A 17174-nucleotide genomic window follows, 5' to 3' on the forward strand; every position below is an offset into this window, starting at 1 on the left:
CTGCGCCCCAGGATGGGGCGTTCAGCGCGGTCCTCCCGGGAGCAAGAACGGAGCGAGGGAACCCCGGAGCGAAGCGCAGGGGCCGGATGAACGGAGCGGAACGGTTTTGCCTACTTTTCCCTAGAGAAAAGTAGGTCGCCGTAAAGGCGAAAAGGTGAATAAATGTCGACATCACCTACGAATGTGCTTACAAAAATCAAAAACAATCATCTGTGAAGCCGAAGCCGAAGCCGAAGCCGAAGCCGAAGCCGAAGCCGAAGCCGAAGCCGAAGCCGAAGCCGAAGCCGAAGCCAACCCCCTCAAACCCAAACCCGCGAACTGGCCACCCCCACCACCAACACCCCAATCAACAAATTAACCCCCACCAACCGCCGAATCCGCCCCAGTACCCCAGCCCCCGAAGCCCAATCCCCAGCCTCCACCGCCGTCCGCAGTTCAGGCAGCAACAAAGACTGAATCCGCATGAACAACGCAAACATGACAATCCCCCCGCCAATCATCACCTGCACGTAACGAGGCGCGGTCTCGAACCCGGCAAACCGCAGGTGAATCATCCCGACCCCGCTGACAGCCAACACCGCCACCGCCAGCCAGACCCATCTGAAGAACCGCTGGAAAACCTCCACCCACAACCGCAGCCGCGCAGGCCCCTCCAGCGCGGCAACCGTTGCCGGCCGCAGCACCAGCCAGGCGAAGAACATCCCCCCGACCCAGACAAGGGCGGCCAGGACATGCAAGGTGTAGGGCAGGGCAAAGGCAAGCATCCGGATCTCCATGCGGCACAAAGGGCAATAGCGGGGTATGATAGCCGGCCCATGCGAAACACTGAAAATATATCCAGCCCTCCGGGCGCCTGCAGACCATGATCAGCAACGAACTCAAAGCCACCATCCAGGGCGCCTACTCGCGTTTCCTCGAAGCCAAAAGCCTCAAGCCACGCTACGGCCAGCGCCTGATGATCGCCGAAGTGGCCAAGGTACTCGGCGACATCGCCTGCGACGACGACGGCCGCCGTGCCGGCGAGCCCGCCGTGGTGGCCGTCGAGGCTGGCACCGGTACCGGCAAGACCGTCGCCTACAGCCTGGCCGCAATCCCCGCCGCAAAGGCTGCTGGCAAGCGCCTGGTAATCGCCACCGCGACCGTGGCCCTGCAGGAGCAGATCGTCTTCAAGGACCTGCCCGACCTTATGCGCAACAGCGGGCTGAACTTCAGCTTCGCCCTGGCCAAGGGCCGCGGCCGCTACCTGTGCCTGTCCAAGCTCGACGTCCTGCTGCAGGAAGGCCATGCCCAGTCGGCCACCGCCCAGCTGTTCGAGGAAGAGGGCTTTCGCATCGAGGTTGACGAGCGCAGCCAGAAGCTGTTCAACAGCATGATCGAGAAGCTCGCCGGCAACCGCTGGGACGGCGACCGCGACAGCTGGTCCGAAACCATCGAGGACCAGGACTGGGCTCGCCTGACCACCGACCATGGCCAGTGCACCGGCCGGCATTGCCCGAACTTCCAGCAGTGCGTGTTCTACAAGGCCCGTGAAGGCATGGGCAAGGTCGACGTGATCGTCACCAACCACGATATGGTCCTGGCCGACCTGGCCCTGGGCGGTGGCGCCGTGCTGCCCGACCCGCGCGACACCCTGTACGTGTTCGACGAAGGCCACCACCTGCCCGACAAGGCCATCGGCCACTTCGCCCACTATTCGCGCCTGCGCTCCACCGCCGACTGGCTGGAGCAGACCGCCAAGAACCTGACCAAGCTGCTGGCCCAGCATCCGCTGCCGGGCGACCTTGGCAAGTACATCGAGCAGGTCCCGGAGCTGGCGCGGGAAGTCCGCGCCCAGCAGCAGTTCATGTTCACCCTCTGCGAGCAGGTGGCGGATTTCCGCGCCGGCGAGGACATGGAAGGCCGTGACCGTCCGCGCTACCGTTTCGAAGGCGGGGTGGTGCCTGAGCAGATCCGCGAGGTCGGCATCGAGCTCAAGAAAGGCTTCGCCCGCCTCAACGACCTGTTTACCCGTCTGGCCGACCTGCTCAAGGAAGGCATGGATGGCGAGAACAACATTGGTATCGCCAGCCACCAGGCCGAGGAGTGGTACCCGCTGTTCGGCAGCCTGGTGACCCGCGCCCAGGGCAACTGGGAACTGTGGACCGCGTTCACCGCCGAAGATCCGGAAGACAACCCGCCCATGGCCCGCTGGCTGACCCTGGCTGAAAGCGGCGCGCTGTTTGACATCGAAGTCAACGCCAGCCCCATCCTGGCCGCCGAGATGCTGCGCAAGAGCCTGTGGAACGTCGCTTATGGCGCTCTGGTGACCTCGGCAACGCTCACCGCCCTGGGCAAGTTCGACCGCTTCCGCATGCGTTCGGGCCTGCCCCGCGATGCTGTGCAATGCGTGGTGCCCAGCCCGTTCGTGCACGGTGACGCCGGGCTGTTGCGAGTGCCCGATCTAGGCGCCGACCCACGGGATGCCACCGCCCATACCGCAGCGATCATCCGCGAACTGCCGGCCATCGTCGAGGATGCCCGTGGCGCACTGGTGCTGTTCTCGTCGCGCAAGCAGATGCAGGACGTGTTCGATGGCCTGGATCGCGACTGGCGCAAGCTGGTGCTGATCCAGGGCAACCTGTCCAAACAGGAGACCCTCAACAAGCACAAGGCGCGGGTCGACGATGGCCAACACAGCGTGCTGTTCGGCCTGGCCAGCTTTGCCGAGGGCGTCGACCTGCCGGGTGCCTACTGCGAGCACGTCGTGATCGCCAAGATTCCCTTCGCCGTGCCGGATGACCCGGTCGAAGCCGCGCTGGCTGAATGGATCGAAGCCCGGGGCGGCAACCCGTTCATGGAAATCGCCGTGCCCGACGCCTCGCTGCGCCTGATCCAGGCCTGTGGTCGGTTGCTGCGCACCGAGCAGGACCGTGGCGTCATCACCTTGCTCGATCGACGCCTGGTCACCCAACGCTACGGCAAGGCTATTCTCAACGCACTGCCACCCTTCCGACGGGAAATCGGCTGAGCGCCGGAGCAAGACGCTAGACCTGTTGTCCATTACTCGATTGCGAGCCCATGACGGGCTCCGAAGGAGAGTCACCGCCCTATGATCCGCCGCACCCTGCCTGTCGTGTTCTCCCTGTTGTTCAGTGCGCCCTTGCTGGCCGGGCAACAGACGCTGTTCAGCTTCGTGCGCCCGGCCTCGGTGGTGAATGTCGTCACCCAGGACGCCAACCTGCCGCAGTACAATGCGGAACAGACAGCCGAAGGCGAAGTGTTGCGGCGGGTGGTGTTCAACCCGGTGGCGCAGCCGACCCTGCGCCTCGCGCCACAAGGCGGAGCGTGGGACTGGAGCGCCGGCCAGGCACTGACCCTGCGCCTGCAGAGTGGCATGGACTGGGCGCTGACTGTCGATGTAACGGTGCAGAGCAGCGACGGGCGTACCCTCACCAGCCGCATCGACCTGCCGGCCGGGCCCGCGCAGACCGTGATGATTCCGCTCAAGGCCAGTTCACCACTGAGCCAGGGTATGCGCGCCGGGCCACCGATGCCCTGGACTTTCGAGGGACAACGCCTGCTACTGACCAGCAGTGAAGGCGCGGTGGACTTGGCGCAGGTCACTTCGATCAGCCTGAGCATTCCCGGCCCCAAGGTAGCCCAGAGCCTGTTGATCGAGAAAGTCGGCCTGCAGGATGACGACCAGGCGTTCAAGGCTGCCTACAGCGAATTGATCGATGCCTATGGGCAGTCGACTCGGGGCCGCTGGCCGGAGAAGATCGTCGGCGATGAGCAGCTCAAGGCCGCCGACAACCGTGAACAGGCACAACTCAAGGCCTGGCTGGCTGAGCGCGACAAGCTCAAGCTGGACACCTATGGCGGCCTGCTCGCGGGGCCGGCCTTCGAAGCCAAGGGCTTCTTCCGCACCGAGAAGCGCGACGGGCGCTGGTACCTGGTGACGCCCGACGGGCATCCGTTCTATTCGCTCGGCGTCAATGCCGTTGCCGCCGATGGCGGGCGCACCTATGTCGCCGGTCGCGAAGGCATGTTCAAGGGCTTGCCGGGCGAGGGCGACGCCATGACCGCCTTCTACGGCGAAGGAAACAATGATGACGGCAATGCCTCGTCCCAGGGTCGGGGCTTCAAGCAAGGGCGCTGGTTCGATTTCTATGCGGCCAACCTGCAGCGCACCTACGGCAAGCCTTGTCCGCAGGATGGCACGGCCTGCCCGGCGCCGGCCTTGGACGCCCAGCGCTGGCAGGCCCACACCCTCGATCGCCTGCAGGCCTGGGGCTTCAACACCCTCGGCAACTGGAGCGACCCGGCGCTCGGCCAGGCCAGGCGCCTGCCGTACACCTTGCCGCTGTCGATCGTCGGTGACTACGCCAGCATCAGCACTGGCATGGACTGGTGGGGTCGCATGCCCGACCCGTTCGACCCGCGCTTCGCCATGGCCACCGAGCGCGCCGTGGCCATCGCCGCCCGTGATCACCGCGATGACCCCTGGCTGATCGGTTATTTCGCCGACAACGAACTGGCCTGGGCCGCCCCCGGCGACGATCCCAAGGCACGCTACGGCCTGGCCTATGGCACCTTGCGCCTGACCACCGATGTGCCGGCCAAGCGTGCCTTCCTCAAGCAGTTGCGCGACAAATACCGCAACCAGCAAGGGTTGTCGAAGGCCTGGGGGATCGAGCTGACCGCCTGGGAACTGATGGAAGACCCAGGGTTCGAGGCGCCATTGCCCAATCCGGAGCACCCGGAAATCGAGCGCGACTACCAGTATTTCCAGCAGGTGTTCGCCGAAACCTATTTCAAGACCATTTCCGATGCCCTGAAATGGCATGCGCCCAACCATCTGCTGCTGGGCGGTCGCTATGCGGTCAGCACGCCTGAAGCGGTGCAGGCCTGCGCCAGGTTCTGCGATGTGCTGAGTTTCAACTTCTATACCTTGAAGCCTGAAGACGGCTACGACTTCGTCCGGTTGGCCGAGTTGGACAAGCCGGTGCTGGTCTCGGAGTTCCAGTTCGGCTCCCGCGATCGCGGTCCGTTCTGGCCAGGCCCGGTGGAAGTCGCCCGCGAGGAAGATCGCGGGCCGGCCTATGCCAACTTCCTCAAGGCCGCCATGGCCCAGCCGATGATCGTTGGCGCGCACTGGTTCCAGTATCTCGACCAACCGGCCAGCGGCAGGCTGCTGGACGGCGAGAACGGCCACCTGGGCCTGGTGGCCATCACCGACGTGAGCTACCCGGGCTTCGTCGAAGCGGTGCGCCGGAGCAACCTGCAGAGCCTCACGCAGCTACGCACCGAGCTGGACAAGCCCGCTCCCAAAAAATGAGCGCTGTTCCTGGCAGCGCTTTTGTGGGAGCGGGCTTGCCCCGCGATAGCGTCCCACCAGGGAACATGGACACCCCTGACAACCACCCAGCCATATCCAGTTTGCAAATCGCCCAACTACTGAAACAATGCACCCCTTTGCAAGCCAGGCCGTACAGAGAGGTAGTCGGGTGCAGATCCAGGGTCACTATGAGCTGAAGTTCGAGGCGGTGCGCGATGCCTTCGCCGCGTTGTTCGAGGATCCCCAGGAGCGTGGTGCCGCATTGTGCATCCAGGTCGGCGGCGAGACCGTGGTCGACCTGTGGGCTGGCAGCGCCGACAAGGACGGCCGCGAGGCCTGGCACAGCGACACCATCGCCAACCTGTTCTCCTGCACCAAGACCTTCACCGCCGTCACCGCCCTGCAACTGGTGGGCGAGGGCAAGCTGGCCCTCGATGCGCCGGTGGCGCGCTACTGGCCGGAGTTCGCCCAGGCTGGCAAGGAGCAGGTCACCCTGCGCCAGTTGCTCAGCCACCGCGCAGGTCTGCCGGCCATCCGCGAGCTGCTGCCGGCCGAGGCGCTGTATGACTGGCAGGCCATGGTCGATGCCCTGGCCGCCGAAGCGCCCTGGTGGACGCCCGGCAGCGAACACGGTTACGCGGCGATCACCTATGGCTGGCTGATCGGCGAGTTGATCCGCCGCGCCGACGGTCGCGGCCCGGGCGACTCGATCGTGGCCCGCACCGCCCGGCCATTGGGGTTGGATTTCCATGTCGGCCTGGCCGACGACGCGTTCCACCGCGTGGCGCATATCGCCCGCGGCAAGGGCAACCCCGGCGATGCCGCGGCCCAGCGCCTGCTGCAGGTCACGATGCGCGAGCCCGAGGCCCTGTCGACCCGGGCTTTCACCAACCCTCCGGCAATCCTCACCAGCACCAACAAGCCCGAATGGCGGCGCATGCAGCAACCAGCGGCCAATGGCCACGGCAACGCCCGCAGCCTGGCGGGCTTCTATGCCGGCCTGCTCGACGGCAGCCTGCTGGAGTCCGAACTGCTTGACGAACTGACCCGCGAGCACAGCCTCGGCCAGGACCGCACCCTGTTGACCCAGACCCGCTTCGGCCTGGGCTGCATGCTCGACCAGCCAGAAGTGGCCAACGCCACTTTCGGCCTTGGCGCGCGGGCGTTCGGCCATCCCGGCGCGGGCGGCTCGGTCGGCTTTGCCGACCCCGAACACGACGTGGCCTTTGGCTTCGTCACCAATACCCTGGGCCCCTATGTACTGATGGACCCGCGCGCTCAACGCCTGGTGCGTGTCCTTGGCAGTTGCCTTTGATCGGGTAACGCGGGTATTGACCGGACCCTTTGACTATCCTCAATGCCAACGCCTGATGGGTATGGGCAAAATTTCTTTCTATTTCATGGTGTATCGCTGATGTCTTCACATAAAACCTTAGCACTCGCCCTGTGCCTGGCCATGACCGGCTGCGCCAGCCACTCCCAGGACGCTTCCAAAGACAGTGGCCTGAACTGGTGGCCCTTTGGTTCGGACAAGGTCGCCGACAAGGAAGTGAAGGAGGCTGTCGTCGAAAACGTCGCCAAGGCCGATGCCAAGTCCGAGAGCGCCAGCCGCTGGTGGTGGCCGTTCGGTAGCGACGAGAAAAAAGACAAGGTCGCGGCGGTGCCGAAGATCGACCAGAAGGCCACCCAGGCTTGGCTCGACCAGTACGAACCGAAGGTCCGCGAAGCGATCAAGGGCAGCAAGTTCGAACTCGAACGTCGTGAAGATGTGCTGGCGGTAACCATTCCGGTGGACAGCGCCTACAACCCGGACCGTCCGAACATGCTGCTGCCGGTCACCCTCGGCCCGATCACCCAGGTGGCCAAGGCCATTGAGACCGACACCAAGACCGCGGTGCTGATCCTCGGCCACGCCGACAGCAGCGGTGCCACCGCCGCCAACCAGAAGCTCAGCCTCGAGCGCGCAGCTTCCGTGTCGGCGATCTTCCGTCTCAGCGGCCTGCAGCGTGACCGCCTGATGCTCAAGGGCATGGGCTCGGTGATGCCGCGCGCCGCCAACGACAGCGCCGAGGGCCGTGCCCTGAACCGACGCGTCGAGCTGCTGCTGACCCCGCAGAACACCATGGTCGCGCTGCTGGCCAAGTACCAGCAGGCCGCCCCGGCGCCAGCCCCGACGGCGATGGTCGCCACCCAGGATGCCAAGGCCCCGGCGGCCAAGCCAGCCGCCAAGGCCGCTGCCAAGCCAGCTGCGAAAAAGCCGGCCGCCAAGGCCAAGGCGCCGGCCAAGGCCAGCACCAGCGCGAAGAAGAAAGCCGCTCCGGCCAAACCTGCCGCGAAGAAGGCCGCCACCGACAAGAAAGTCGCCGCCAACAGCCCTGCGAAGACCAACTGATCGTCAAGGAAACGCAGTCATGACCCAATCCCTGGCCGATATGCGCCGCGACTACACCCGTGATGGCCTGGCCGAAGCCCAGGCCCCGGGGGAGCCGTTCGCGCTGTTCCACCACTGGTTCGCTGATGCGGTGAAGACCGAACAACTGCCGGTGGAAGCCAACGCCATGACCCTGGCGACCGTCGACGCCGACGGCCGCCCGCATTGCCGGGTAATGTTGCTCAAGGCCCTCGATGCCCGAGGCTTCACGTTCTTCACCAATTACGAAAGCGCCAAGGGCCAGCACATCGCGGTGAACCCGTTCGCGGCCATGACCTTCTTCTGGCCGGCGCTGGAGCGCCAGGTGCGAATTGAAGGGCGGGTGGAAAAGGTCACGGCCAAGGAGTCGGACGATTACTACCAGGTACGCCCGCTGGGCAGCCGCCTGGGCGCCTGGGCGTCGCCGCAGAGCCGGGTGATTGCTGACCGTGAGGAGCTGGAAGGGCTGGTCAAGGCCACCGAGGCGCGCTTTTCCGATACGCAACCGCATTGCCCGGAACACTGGGGCGGCTACCGCCTGGTGCCGGAGCGTGTCGAGTTCTGGCAGGGGCGAGCCAGTCGCCTGCACGACCGGCTGAACTTCCGGTTGGTCGATGGCCAGTGGTTGCGCGAGCGCCTGGCGCCCTGAGGTGCTGGGGCTGCAAAGCAGCCCCAGCATTACCGATACCCCGCCGCCTCCCGCTCCAGCCACGCCGCCAACTCCTTGCGCCGCACTTTCTCCACCCGCGCCCGCTCGAGCAACTTGAGCATGAAATCCCGCTTCGCCGGATCCTCCCCGGCTAGCGACAGCGCCAGGTCCCGGTCCATCCAGCGACGCATGCGCACATACAGCCACCCGTGAAAATACAGGCCGGCGATAGTCACCACGACGACGATGAAGTAATCCATGGCTATCCTTGGTCTCACGTTAAATGCCCGCCACATGGCCGGCATAGGCTGTACCTGGGCTGAATGAAAACAATTTTATAACGTTTGCGTCGTGACACCTGTCAAGGCGCGGAGTCTAATGAACACTTGTCTTCTGGAGATTGACCCCATGCGTAAATCCGCTTTGCTGCTGGCCAGCTTCACCACCGTGTCGCTGCTGCTGGGCGGCTGCCAGTCGTCGCTGACCGGCGACAGCTACTCCCGTGATGAGGCCCGCCGCGTGCAGACCGTGCGCATGGGCACCATCGAATCCCTGCGTCCGGTGAAGATCGAAGGCACCAAGACCCCGATTGGCGGTGGCGCCGGCGCCATCGTCGGTGGCGTCGCCGGTAGCGCCGTCGGCGGAGGCCGAGGCAGCATCGTTGCTGCGGTAATCGGTGCCGTGGCCGGTGGCCTGGCAGGTTCGGCCGCCGAAGAAGGCCTGACCCGCACCCAGGGCGTCGAGATTACCGTACGTGAAGACGACGGCAGCATGCGCGCCTACGTGCAGCAAGTGCAGCAGAACGAGATCTTCCGTGTGGGCGAGCGTGTGCGCATCATGACCGTCGATGGCACCAGTCGCGTCACTCACTGATCACCGCACAAAAGAAACCCCGAACCGGCCTGGCCTGTTCGGGGTTTTCTTTTGCTTGCCCTGCAGTGGGATTACAGGCCGAGCATGTCCCGCGCCACCGCCTCGGCGATGCGGATGCCATCCACGCCCGCTGACAGAATGCCACCAGCGTAGCCCGCACCTTCACCCGCCGGGAACAAGCCCCTGAGGTTGAGGCTCTGGAAGCTGGCATCACGGGTGATGCGCAGCGGCGAGGAGGTGCGGGTCTCGATGCCGGTCAGCACCGCGTCATGCAGGTTGTAGCCCTTGATCTGGCGGTCGAAGGCCGGCAGCGCCTCACGAATCGCCTCGATGGCGAAGTCCGGCAGGCTCGGGGCCAGGTCGCCCAGGGTCACGCCCGGCTTGTAGGACGGCTCGACGCTGCCCAGCGCGGTGGACGGACGGCCGGCGACGAAGTCACCCACCAACTGCGCCGGTGCCTGGTAGTTGCTGCCGCCCATCACGTAGGCATGGGCCTCCAGGCGTTCCTGCAGCTCGATGCCAGCCAGTGGGCCGCCCGGGTAGTCGCGCTCGGGGTCGATACCGACGACGATGCCGGAGTTGGCGTTGCGCTCATTGCGTGAGTACTGGCTCATGCCGTTGGTGACCACGCGCCCCGGTTCGCTGGTGGCGGCGACCACGGTGCCGCCCGGGCACATGCAGAAGCTGTAGACTGAACGGCCATTCTTGGCGTGGTGCACCAGCTTGTAGTCGGCGGCGCCGAGTTTCGGGTGGCCGGCGTACTTGCCCAGGCGCGCCTTGTCGATCAGCGACTGCGGGTGCTCGATACGGAAACCGACCGAGAACGGCTTGGCTTCCATGAACACGCCTTTGGCGTGGAGCATGCGGAAGGTGTCGCGGGCGCTGTGACCCAAGGCAAGGACCACATGGCGCGAGTGCAACTGTTCGCCGCTGTCCAGTACCACGCCTGTGAGCTGTTCGCCGTCGATCAGCAGGTCGGTAACCTTCTGCTCGAAGCGTACCTCACCGCCCAGGGTGATGATTTCTTCGCGCATCTTCTCGACCATGCTGGTCAGGCGGAAGGTACCGATGTGCGGCTTGTTGATGTAAAGGATCTCTTCCGGGGCACCGGCCTTGACGAACTCTTCCAGCACCTTGCGGCCGTGGTGGTTCGGGTCCTTGATCTGGCTGTACAGCTTGCCGTCGGAGAAGGTGCCGGCGCCGCCTTCGCCGAACTGCACGTTGGACTCGGGGTTGAGCACGCTCTTGCGCCACAGGCCCCAGGTGTCCTTGGTGCGCTGGCGCACTTCCTTGCCGCGTTCCAGCACGATCGGCTTGAAGCCCATCTGCGCCAGGACCAGCCCGGCGAAGATGCCGCAGGGGCCGAAGCCGACCACGATCGGGCGCGCAGACAGCTCGGCCGGGGCCTGGCCGACGAACTTGTAGCTGACGTCCGGGGCCACGCTGATCTTGCCGTCGTCTTCAAAGCGGCGCAGCAGTTCGTCTTCGTTGCTGGTTTCAAGGTCGATGGTGTAGATGAACAGCAGCTCGCTGTTCTTCTTGCGCGCATCGTAGCTGCGCTTGAACAGGGTGAAACCGAGCAGTTGCTCATCGCTGATGCCCAGGCGCTGGACGATGGCGGCGCGCAGCTCGTCGTCGGAGTGGTCCAGGGGCAGCTTCAGTTCGGTGATTCGTAGCATGGCAGGGTCCAGTATCCCGGCCATGGGCGGCCGGCGGCTTTACACAAACCGCCAAGTATAAGCTGTTAGCCGCCCCGACTGGCAGGATAAAAGTGCCCGGCGATCAGAGGTCGCGGGCGCCACCGTAGTAGGCGCAGCCCTGCAGGGTCTTGCCGTCGATGCGCAGCTCGGCCTTGAGGTGGCGGATGGCACCGGTGGCGCCGTCGACGCAGCGCTGCGGCGCGACCCATAGCTCGACGCGCTGGTCATTGGCTTCGCTGGACAAGCTCAGGCCGCCGCCGGGCATTTCCTCCTCCAGGTAAGGCAGCGGCAGCGGGTCCTGGCCGATGCGGTTGAGCACCATGCCCTTGCCACTGGCCTTGATGTCCCAGTCCGGTTCATGGCCGCCGGCACGCAGGGTCAGCTGCTTGAAGTTCGGGTCTTCGCAGCCACTGTATTCGGAGGTTTCCAGTCGGTACAGGCGGGTCACGTCGAGCTGGCCGTCGCTGCCGGCCTGCTTGCTGCCGGTCATGCGCGCGCGGACGTCGGCGAACAGTTTGTCACCGGCGTCGTCGGCCAGGTTGGCGGCTTCCTGCAGGATGCCGGTGGCGGCGACGTCGTTGACGATGAAGCGACGGCTTTCGCTGCAGGGCTTGAACAGCAGATGACCGCCGGCCGCGCTCAGCTCGCCTTGCATGCGGGTGGTGCCCAGGTTCGGGTCGACCGGTTTTTCGGCCAGCATCTGGCAGCCGGCGAACAGCGGCAGCAAGGCGGTGAGCAGCAGTGAAGGGGTGAGGCGCATGGGGCGTGCTCCGGGAGACGTTGCAAAAGAGCTGGCCACGTTACGCAGGGTGCGCAGGTATCACAAGGGCCTCATCGAGGGGCAAGAAAAAAGGGCCCGAAGGCCCTTTGATCATTCAACCCCCGAGGTACGCGTCGCGTACCTTCGGGTCGGTCAGCAACGCTTCACCGGTACCCTGCATCACCACCTTGCCGTTTTCCAGCACATACGCCCGGTCGGCGATCTTCAGCGCCTGGTTGGCGTTCTGCTCCACCAGGAACACCGTCACGCCATCGCGGCGCAGCTGTTCGATGATGTCGAAGATCTGCTGGATGATGATCGGCGCCAGGCCCAGCGATGGCTCGTCGAGCAGCAGCAGCTTGGGCTTGCTCATCAGCGCCCGGCCGATGGCCAGCATCTGCTGCTCGCCGCCGGACATGGTGCCGCCGCGCTGGATGTAGCGTTCCTTCAGACGCGGGAACAGCTGCAGGACTTTGTCCAGCTGTTCCTGATAGTCGCCCTTGTCGGTGAAGAAACCGCCCATGGCCAGGTTTTCCTCGACAGTCAGGCGCGAGAACACGCGGCGGCCTTCCGGCACCACCGCGATGCTCTTGCGCATGATGTGCGAGGACGGCTGGCCGACCAGCTCCTCGCCCAGGTACTTGATGCTGCCGCTGCTCGCCTGGGGCGAGCCGCAGAGGGTCATCAGCAGGGTCGACTTGCCGGCACCGTTGGCACCGATCAGGGTGACGATCTCGCCCTGGTTGATCTCCACGTTGACGCTGTGCAGCGCCTGGATCTTGCCGTAGAAGGTGGAAACGTTCTCGAACTTCAGCATTTACGCCTCCCCCAGGTAGGCCTTGATCACATCAGGGTTGCCGCGAATCTCTTCCGGCGTGCCATCCGCCAGGGGCGTGCCCTGGTTGATCACCACGATGTGGTCGGAAATGCTCATCACCAGTTTCATGTCGTGCTCGATCAGCAGCACGGTCACGTTGTGGGATTCGCGCAGGTAGGCGATGAGGGCCTTGAGGTCCTCGGTCTCCTTGGGGTTCAGGCCGGCGGCCGGTTCGTCGAGCATGATGATCCGCGGTTGGGTCATCATGCAGCGGGCGATTTCCAGGCGCCGCTGCTGGCCGTAGGCGAGGGTGCCGGCGGTACGGTTGGCGAACTCGGTCAGGTTGACCTTCTCCAGCCAGTACTGCGCGCGCTCCATGGCCTCCTTCTCGCTGCGACGGAAGCCCGGGGTCTTGAACAGGCCGGCGAAGAAGTTGGTGTTCAGATGGCGGTGCTGGGCGATCAGCAGGTTTTCCAGCGCGGTCATTTCCTTGAACAGGCGCACGTTCTGGAAGGTCCGCACCACGCCCTTGCGGGCGATCTGATGGCCGGCCAGGCCCTGGATCGGCTGGCCGTCGAGCAGGATGGTGCCGCCGCTGGGCTTGTAGAAGCCGGTGAGGCAGTTGAACACGGTGGTCTTGCCGGCGCCGTTCGGGCCGATCAACGCCACCACTTGTTTTTCCTTGACGGTCAGGCCCACGCCGTTGACCGCCAACAAGCCGCCGAAGCGCATGCTCAGGCCGCTGACTTGCAGAATTTCGCGGCTCATCGAGGCAGCTCCATGTGCGGACGTTGCATGGGCAGCAGGCCCTGCGGACGCCAGATCATCATCAACACCATCAGCGCACCGAACATCAGCATCCGGTATTCGCTGAACTCACGCATCATCTCCGGCAGAAGGATCATCACGATGGCCGCGAGAATCACGCCCAGCTGCGAACCCATGCCACCCAGCACGACGATGGCGAGGATGATCGCCGACTCGATGAAGGTGAACGACTCCGGTGTCACCAGCCCTTGGCGGGCGGCGAAGAAGCTGCCGGCGAAACCGGCGAAGCAGGCACCCAGGGTGAACGCCGAGAGCTTGATCACGGTGGGGTTCAGGCCCAGCGCACGGCAGGCGATCTCGTCTTCACGCAGCGCTTCCCAGGCCCGGCCGATCGGCATGCGCAGCAGGCGGTTGATGACGAACAGCGCCAGCAGTGCCAGCAGCAGGGCCACCAGGTAGAGGAAGATCACCTTGTTGATCGAGTTGTATTCCAGCCCGAAGAACTCGTGGAAGGTCTGCATGCCCTCGGCGGCGCGGCGTTCGAAGGTCAGGCCGAAGAACTCCGGCTTGGGGATGTTGCTGATGCCGTTGGGGCCGCCGGTCCAGTCGGTGAGGTTACGCAGGAACAGGCGGATGATCTCGCCGAAGCCCAGGGTCACGATCGCCAGGTAGTCGCCGCGCAGGCGCAGCACCGGGAAGCCGAGCAGGAAACCGAAGGTGGCGGCCATCAGGCCGGCGATCGGCAGGCACACCCAGAAGCTCCAGCCCAGGTAGTGCGAGAGCATCGCGTAGCTGTAGGCGCCGACGGCATAGAAGCCGACGTAACCCAGGTCGAGCAGGCCCGCAAGCCCCACCACGATGTTCAGGCCCAGGCCCAGCAACACGTAGATCAGGATCAAGGTGGCGATGTCGACCGCGCCGCGCGAGCCGAAGAACGGCCAGATCAGCGCCGCCACGATCAGCCCCATGATGACCCAGCGCTGGGTCTTCGGCAGGGTGAGGAAGTTGGTCACCGAAGGTGGTACCAGCTTGCGCTCCGAGCGGCGGCCCATCACCGCGCTCCACTGCTTGTCGAACAACACGCGCAGGAACATCAGCACCGAGCACGCGGCGATGATGCTGATGGTGAACGAGCCCTGGCTGTGCACGATCAGGCTGATGCCGTCGATGCTGAGTTTCAAGCCCAGCACCGGGAAGGCCACGGCCCAGACCAGCAAGGCGCTGAAGAACGCCTGTTTGAGATTTCTGTTCATACTTTTTCAACCTCCGGGCGGCCCAGGATGCCGGTCGGCCGGAACAGCAGGACAAGAACCAAAAGACCGAATGCCACCACGTCCTTGTACTGGTCGCCGAAGATGTCGGCGCCGAACGCTTCGGCCACGCCCAGCACCAGCCCGCCGAGCATGGCGCCCGGGATGCTGCCGATGCCGCCCAGTACCGCCGCGGTGAAGGCCTTCAGGCCCACCAGGAAACCGGCGTTGGGGTTGATCACCCCGTACTGCATGCTCAGCAGCACGGCCGCCACCGCCGCCAGCGCGGCGCCGATGACGAAGGTCAGGGCGATGATGTTGTTGGTGTTGATGCCCAGCAGGTTGGCCATCTTGATGTCCTCGGCGCAGGCGCGGCAGGCGCGACCCAGGCGAGAACGGGAGATGAACAGGGTCAGGCAGGTCATGGCGACGAGGGTCACCACGAACACCAGGATCTGCATGTACGAGACCAGCACCTCCTCCGCGCCGCCCGGGCCGAACGAGAAGCTGCCGGGGATCAGGTTGGGGATGGACTTGTCCTTGGAGTCCTGCGACAGCAGGACGGTGTTCTGCAGGAAGATCGACATGCCGATGGCGGAGATCAGCGGGATCAGCCGGTTGCTGTTGCGCAGCGGTCGGTAGGCGACCCGTTCGATGCTGTAGCCGTAGGCACTGGTGACGAAGATCGTGGCGACGAAGGCCACGGTCATCAGGATCGGCAATGAGTGGATGCCCATCATGGCCAGCCCGGCGAGGGCGATGAAGGCCACGTAGGAACCGATCATGTACACCTCGCCGTGGGCGAAGTTGATCATGCCGATGATGCCGTACACCATCGTGTAACCGATGGCGATCAGCGCGTAGGTACTGCCGATGGTCAATCCGTTAACCAGTTGTTGTAGGAAATGGTAGATCTCAGGCATTACAGCGCTCCTAAAAACCTGATTTGCATTTCTCTGGCGGGGGATGACCCCGGCCCATGTTCTCGTGGTCTACGCCACGTGATCTTGTGCGGGCACAACCAGGAAACCGCGGGTGACGGTTTTAAGATTTTCAGGTGAACCGGCTCCCGGATCACGGGAATCAGGTCCATAGAACCTCGTAAAACAAAGCCCACTGCTCGCACAGTGGGCTTCTCGGTCAGCTATTAGTCACGCAGTTACTGAGGGGAGACTTCGGTCTTCGGCTTGCCGAAGTGCCATTCGTAGACCACGAACTTGAAGTCCTTCAGGTCGCCTTTCTCATCGTAGGACAGGTCGCCGGTCGGGGTCTTGAAGGTACCGGCGTGGATGGCGGCAGCCACCTTGTCGGTGTCTTCGGACTTGGCGGCCTTGATGCCTTCGGCGATCAGCTGGACAGCCGAATAGGCCGGGAACACGAACGGACCGCTCGGGTCCTTGCCGTCGGCCTTGATGGCGTCGACGATGGCCTTGTTCGCAGGGTCGGCGTCGAACGATTTCGGCAGGGTGACCAGCAGGCCTTCGGAGGCATTCTGGGCGATCTGCGAGATGGAGTCGTTACCCACGCCTTCCGGACCCATGAACTTGGCCTTCAGGCCCTTCTCTTGCGCCTGGCGCAGGATCAGGCCCAGCTCCGGGTGGTAGCCGCCGTAGTAGACGAAGTCGACGTTGTTCTGCTTGAGCTTCTGGATGATCGAGGAGAAGTCCTTGTCACCGGCGTTCAGGCCTTCGAAGACGGCGACCTTGGTGCCTTTCTTCTCGAGGGTGGTCTTGACCGCGGTGGCGATGCCTTCGCCGTACTGCTGCTTGTCGTGCAGGACCGCAACGACCTTCGGCTTGACGTGGTCGGCGATGTAGTTGCCGGCGGCCGGGCCCTGGGCGCTGTCCAGGCCGATGGTGCGGAAGACCATCTTGTAGCCACGGCTGGTGATGTCCGGGGAGGTGGCGGCGGGGGTGATCATGATCACGCCTTCGTCTTCGTAGATGTCGGACGCAGGCTGGGTGGAGCTGGAGCAGAGGTGGCCGATCACGTACTTGACGCCATCGTTGACCACTTTGTTGGCGACGGCCACGGCCTGTTTAGGGTCGCACGCGTCGTCGTATTCCTTGGCTTCGAGCATCTTGCCATCGACGCCGCCCTTGGCGTTGATGTCCTTGATGGCCTGTTTGGCGCCGACGAACTGCATGTCGCCGTACTGGGTCACCGGCCCGGTCTTGGGACCGGCGATGCCGATCTTGATGGTGTCGGCGGCAAACGAATGGCTGGCGACTCCGGCCAGAACCATCGCGGCAAACAGCTTGGAAATCTTGATCATAGTGCTCCACTCATTCTGTTGTAATTCTTATAGTCCTGAGGCCAGGGCTACAGACCGGGCGGGATCTACGGCCTGGCTACGCCATGCCGTGAGCCCACCTTCCCCCGGAACATGTCCCGGAACTGTACCGGTACAGTGTAGAGCGCCGTCCGAGCGCTTGAAAAGCGGGCGAAAAGCGTCTGTTTCGAGGGGTGTCGCCTGGTCGACATAAAGATACAGAAAAGCGCCATCACTTTGCCGGTATCCGCGGCCCGCCCCCACAAGTTCGGGCCTGATCGACCAAATTACGTATTTGAAACCAGGTTTTTCTGCAAAAATGCCGGCCTTTTTGTTGGACGATCTTTGCGCAGGTAGA

15 protein-coding genes are annotated in these 17174 nt (G+C 64.3%); 6 read left to right on the forward strand and 9 right to left on the reverse strand.

Annotated features, from left to right (window positions below; translation table 11 throughout):
• Positions 1-299 precede the first annotated feature (299 nt).
• Positions 300-764 (reverse strand): CopD family protein, encoded by a 465-nt coding sequence (locus AC25MA_RS24710; protein WP_182325338.1) that lies wholly within the window; start codon positions 762-764, stop codon positions 300-302.
• A 98-nt stretch (positions 765-862) separates the two neighbouring features.
• Between AC25MA_RS24710 and dinG the strand changes: the two genes are divergently transcribed.
• The 5 genes from dinG to pdxH all read left to right on the forward strand — a co-directional run bounded on the left by dinG (position 863) and on the right by pdxH (position 8376).
• The gene (dinG, locus tag AC25MA_RS24715; RefSeq protein ID WP_062363845.1) at positions 863-3007 is read left to right on the forward strand and encodes an ATP-dependent DNA helicase DinG; all 2145 of its coding nucleotides are present in this window, start codon (positions 863-865) and stop codon (positions 3005-3007) included.
• An 81-nt stretch (positions 3008-3088) separates the two neighbouring features.
• Positions 3089-5317 carry a beta-galactosidase gene (locus tag AC25MA_RS24720; RefSeq protein WP_069015993.1) on the forward strand — a complete coding sequence of 743 codons (2229 nt, stop codon included), beginning with the start codon at positions 3089-3091 and terminating at the stop codon, positions 5315-5317.
• A 169-nt stretch (positions 5318-5486) separates the two neighbouring features.
• Positions 5487-6632: an EstA family serine hydrolase gene (locus tag AC25MA_RS24725; RefSeq protein ID WP_028692128.1), complete on the forward strand. Its 1146-nt coding sequence runs from the start codon at positions 5487-5489 to the stop codon at positions 6630-6632.
• Between the two features lie 99 nt (positions 6633-6731).
• Complete coding sequence (locus AC25MA_RS24730) at positions 6732-7709, forward strand: OmpA family protein (protein WP_028692127.1); 978 nt, start codon at positions 6732-6734, stop codon at positions 7707-7709.
• 19 nt (positions 7710-7728) lie between these two features.
• Positions 7729-8376, forward strand: a complete 648-nt coding sequence (pdxH, locus tag AC25MA_RS24735) for a pyridoxamine 5'-phosphate oxidase (RefSeq protein ID WP_486972486.1) — start codon at positions 7729-7731, stop codon at positions 8374-8376.
• Positions 8377-8405: 29 nt separating this feature from the next.
• Here pdxH and AC25MA_RS24740 read toward each other — a convergent pair whose 3' ends face one another.
• Positions 8406-8636 carry a hypothetical protein gene (locus AC25MA_RS24740; protein ID WP_028692125.1) on the reverse strand — a complete coding sequence of 77 codons (231 nt, stop codon included), beginning with the start codon at positions 8634-8636 and terminating at the stop codon, positions 8406-8408.
• A gap of 148 nt (positions 8637-8784) precedes the next feature.
• Between AC25MA_RS24740 and AC25MA_RS24745 the strand changes: the two genes are divergently transcribed.
• Entirely contained in the window at positions 8785-9249 is a 465-nt protein-coding gene (locus AC25MA_RS24745) for an outer membrane lipoprotein (protein WP_023632818.1), read from the forward strand.
• A gap of 71 nt (positions 9250-9320) precedes the next feature.
• On the opposite strand, the gene AC25MA_RS24750 is transcribed toward AC25MA_RS24745, so the two are convergent.
• From AC25MA_RS24750 to AC25MA_RS24780, 7 genes are all read right to left on the reverse strand, one after another.
• Positions 9321-10928, reverse strand: a complete 1608-nt coding sequence (locus tag AC25MA_RS24750; RefSeq protein WP_028692124.1) for an NAD(P)/FAD-dependent oxidoreductase — start codon at positions 10926-10928, stop codon at positions 9321-9323.
• Positions 10929-11031: 103 nt separating this feature from the next.
• On the reverse strand, positions 11032-11709 hold the full coding sequence (locus AC25MA_RS24755; RefSeq protein WP_213884087.1) for a COG3650 family protein: 678 nt from the start codon (positions 11707-11709) through the stop codon (positions 11032-11034).
• A 115-nt stretch (positions 11710-11824) separates the two neighbouring features.
• Positions 11825-12526, reverse strand: a complete 702-nt coding sequence (locus AC25MA_RS24760; RefSeq protein WP_028692122.1) for an ABC transporter ATP-binding protein — start codon at positions 12524-12526, stop codon at positions 11825-11827.
• Complete coding sequence (gene livG / locus AC25MA_RS24765) at positions 12527-13294, reverse strand: high-affinity branched-chain amino acid ABC transporter ATP-binding protein LivG (RefSeq protein ID WP_028692121.1); 768 nt, start codon at positions 13292-13294, stop codon at positions 12527-12529.
• Positions 13291-14547: a high-affinity branched-chain amino acid ABC transporter permease LivM gene (locus AC25MA_RS24770; protein ID WP_028692120.1), complete on the reverse strand. Its 1257-nt coding sequence runs from the start codon at positions 14545-14547 to the stop codon at positions 13291-13293. The genes livG and AC25MA_RS24770 overlap by 4 nt, the downstream gene beginning before the upstream one ends.
• A complete protein-coding gene (gene livH, locus AC25MA_RS24775; protein ID WP_028692119.1) occupies positions 14544-15467 on the reverse strand; it encodes a high-affinity branched-chain amino acid ABC transporter permease LivH in 924 nt (307 codons plus the stop codon). The genes AC25MA_RS24770 and livH overlap by 4 nt, the downstream gene beginning before the upstream one ends.
• Before the next feature lie 236 nt (positions 15468-15703).
• Positions 15704-16819: a branched-chain amino acid ABC transporter substrate-binding protein gene (locus AC25MA_RS24780; RefSeq protein ID WP_062573082.1), complete on the reverse strand. Its 1116-nt coding sequence runs from the start codon at positions 16817-16819 to the stop codon at positions 15704-15706.
• Positions 16820-17174 lie beyond the last annotated feature (355 nt).

The sequence above is a fragment of the Pseudomonas sp. P65(2024) genome (assembly GCF_057480955.1).

What these genes read in the sequence shown, in the direction of transcription:
- AC25MA_RS24780 (WP_062573082.1), bottom strand. Translation starts at nt 16,819, where the DNA reads ATGATCAAGATTTCCAAGCTGTTTGCCGCGATGGTTCTGGCCGGAGTC.
- AC25MA_RS24710 (WP_182325338.1), bottom strand. Translation starts at nt 764, where the DNA reads ATGCTTGCCTTTGCCCTGCCCTACACCTTGCATGTCCTGGCCGCCCTT.
- pdxH (WP_486972486.1), top strand. Translation starts at nt 7,729, where the DNA reads ATGACCCAATCCCTGGCCGATATGCGCCGCGACTACACCCGTGATGGC.
- AC25MA_RS24740 (WP_028692125.1), bottom strand. Translation starts at nt 8,636, where the DNA reads ATGGATTACTTCATCGTCGTCGTGGTGACTATCGCCGGCCTGTATTTT.
- AC25MA_RS24720 (WP_069015993.1), top strand. Translation starts at nt 3,089, where the DNA reads ATGATCCGCCGCACCCTGCCTGTCGTGTTCTCCCTGTTGTTCAGTGCG.
- livG (WP_028692121.1), bottom strand. Translation starts at nt 13,294, where the DNA reads ATGAGCCGCGAAATTCTGCAAGTCAGCGGCCTGAGCATGCGCTTCGGC.
- AC25MA_RS24745 (WP_023632818.1), top strand. Translation starts at nt 8,785, where the DNA reads ATGCGTAAATCCGCTTTGCTGCTGGCCAGCTTCACCACCGTGTCGCTG.
- dinG (WP_062363845.1), top strand. Translation starts at nt 863, where the DNA reads ATGATCAGCAACGAACTCAAAGCCACCATCCAGGGCGCCTACTCGCGT.
- AC25MA_RS24730 (WP_028692127.1), top strand. Translation starts at nt 6,732, where the DNA reads ATGTCTTCACATAAAACCTTAGCACTCGCCCTGTGCCTGGCCATGACC.
- livH (WP_028692119.1), bottom strand. Translation starts at nt 15,467, where the DNA reads ATGCCTGAGATCTACCATTTCCTACAACAACTGGTTAACGGATTGACC.
- AC25MA_RS24755 (WP_213884087.1), bottom strand. Translation starts at nt 11,709, where the DNA reads ATGCGCCTCACCCCTTCACTGCTGCTCACCGCCTTGCTGCCGCTGTTC.
- AC25MA_RS24770 (WP_028692120.1), bottom strand. Translation starts at nt 14,547, where the DNA reads ATGAACAGAAATCTCAAACAGGCGTTCTTCAGCGCCTTGCTGGTCTGG.
- AC25MA_RS24750 (WP_028692124.1), bottom strand. Translation starts at nt 10,928, where the DNA reads ATGCTACGAATCACCGAACTGAAGCTGCCCCTGGACCACTCCGACGAC.
- AC25MA_RS24760 (WP_028692122.1), bottom strand. Translation starts at nt 12,526, where the DNA reads ATGCTGAAGTTCGAGAACGTTTCCACCTTCTACGGCAAGATCCAGGCG.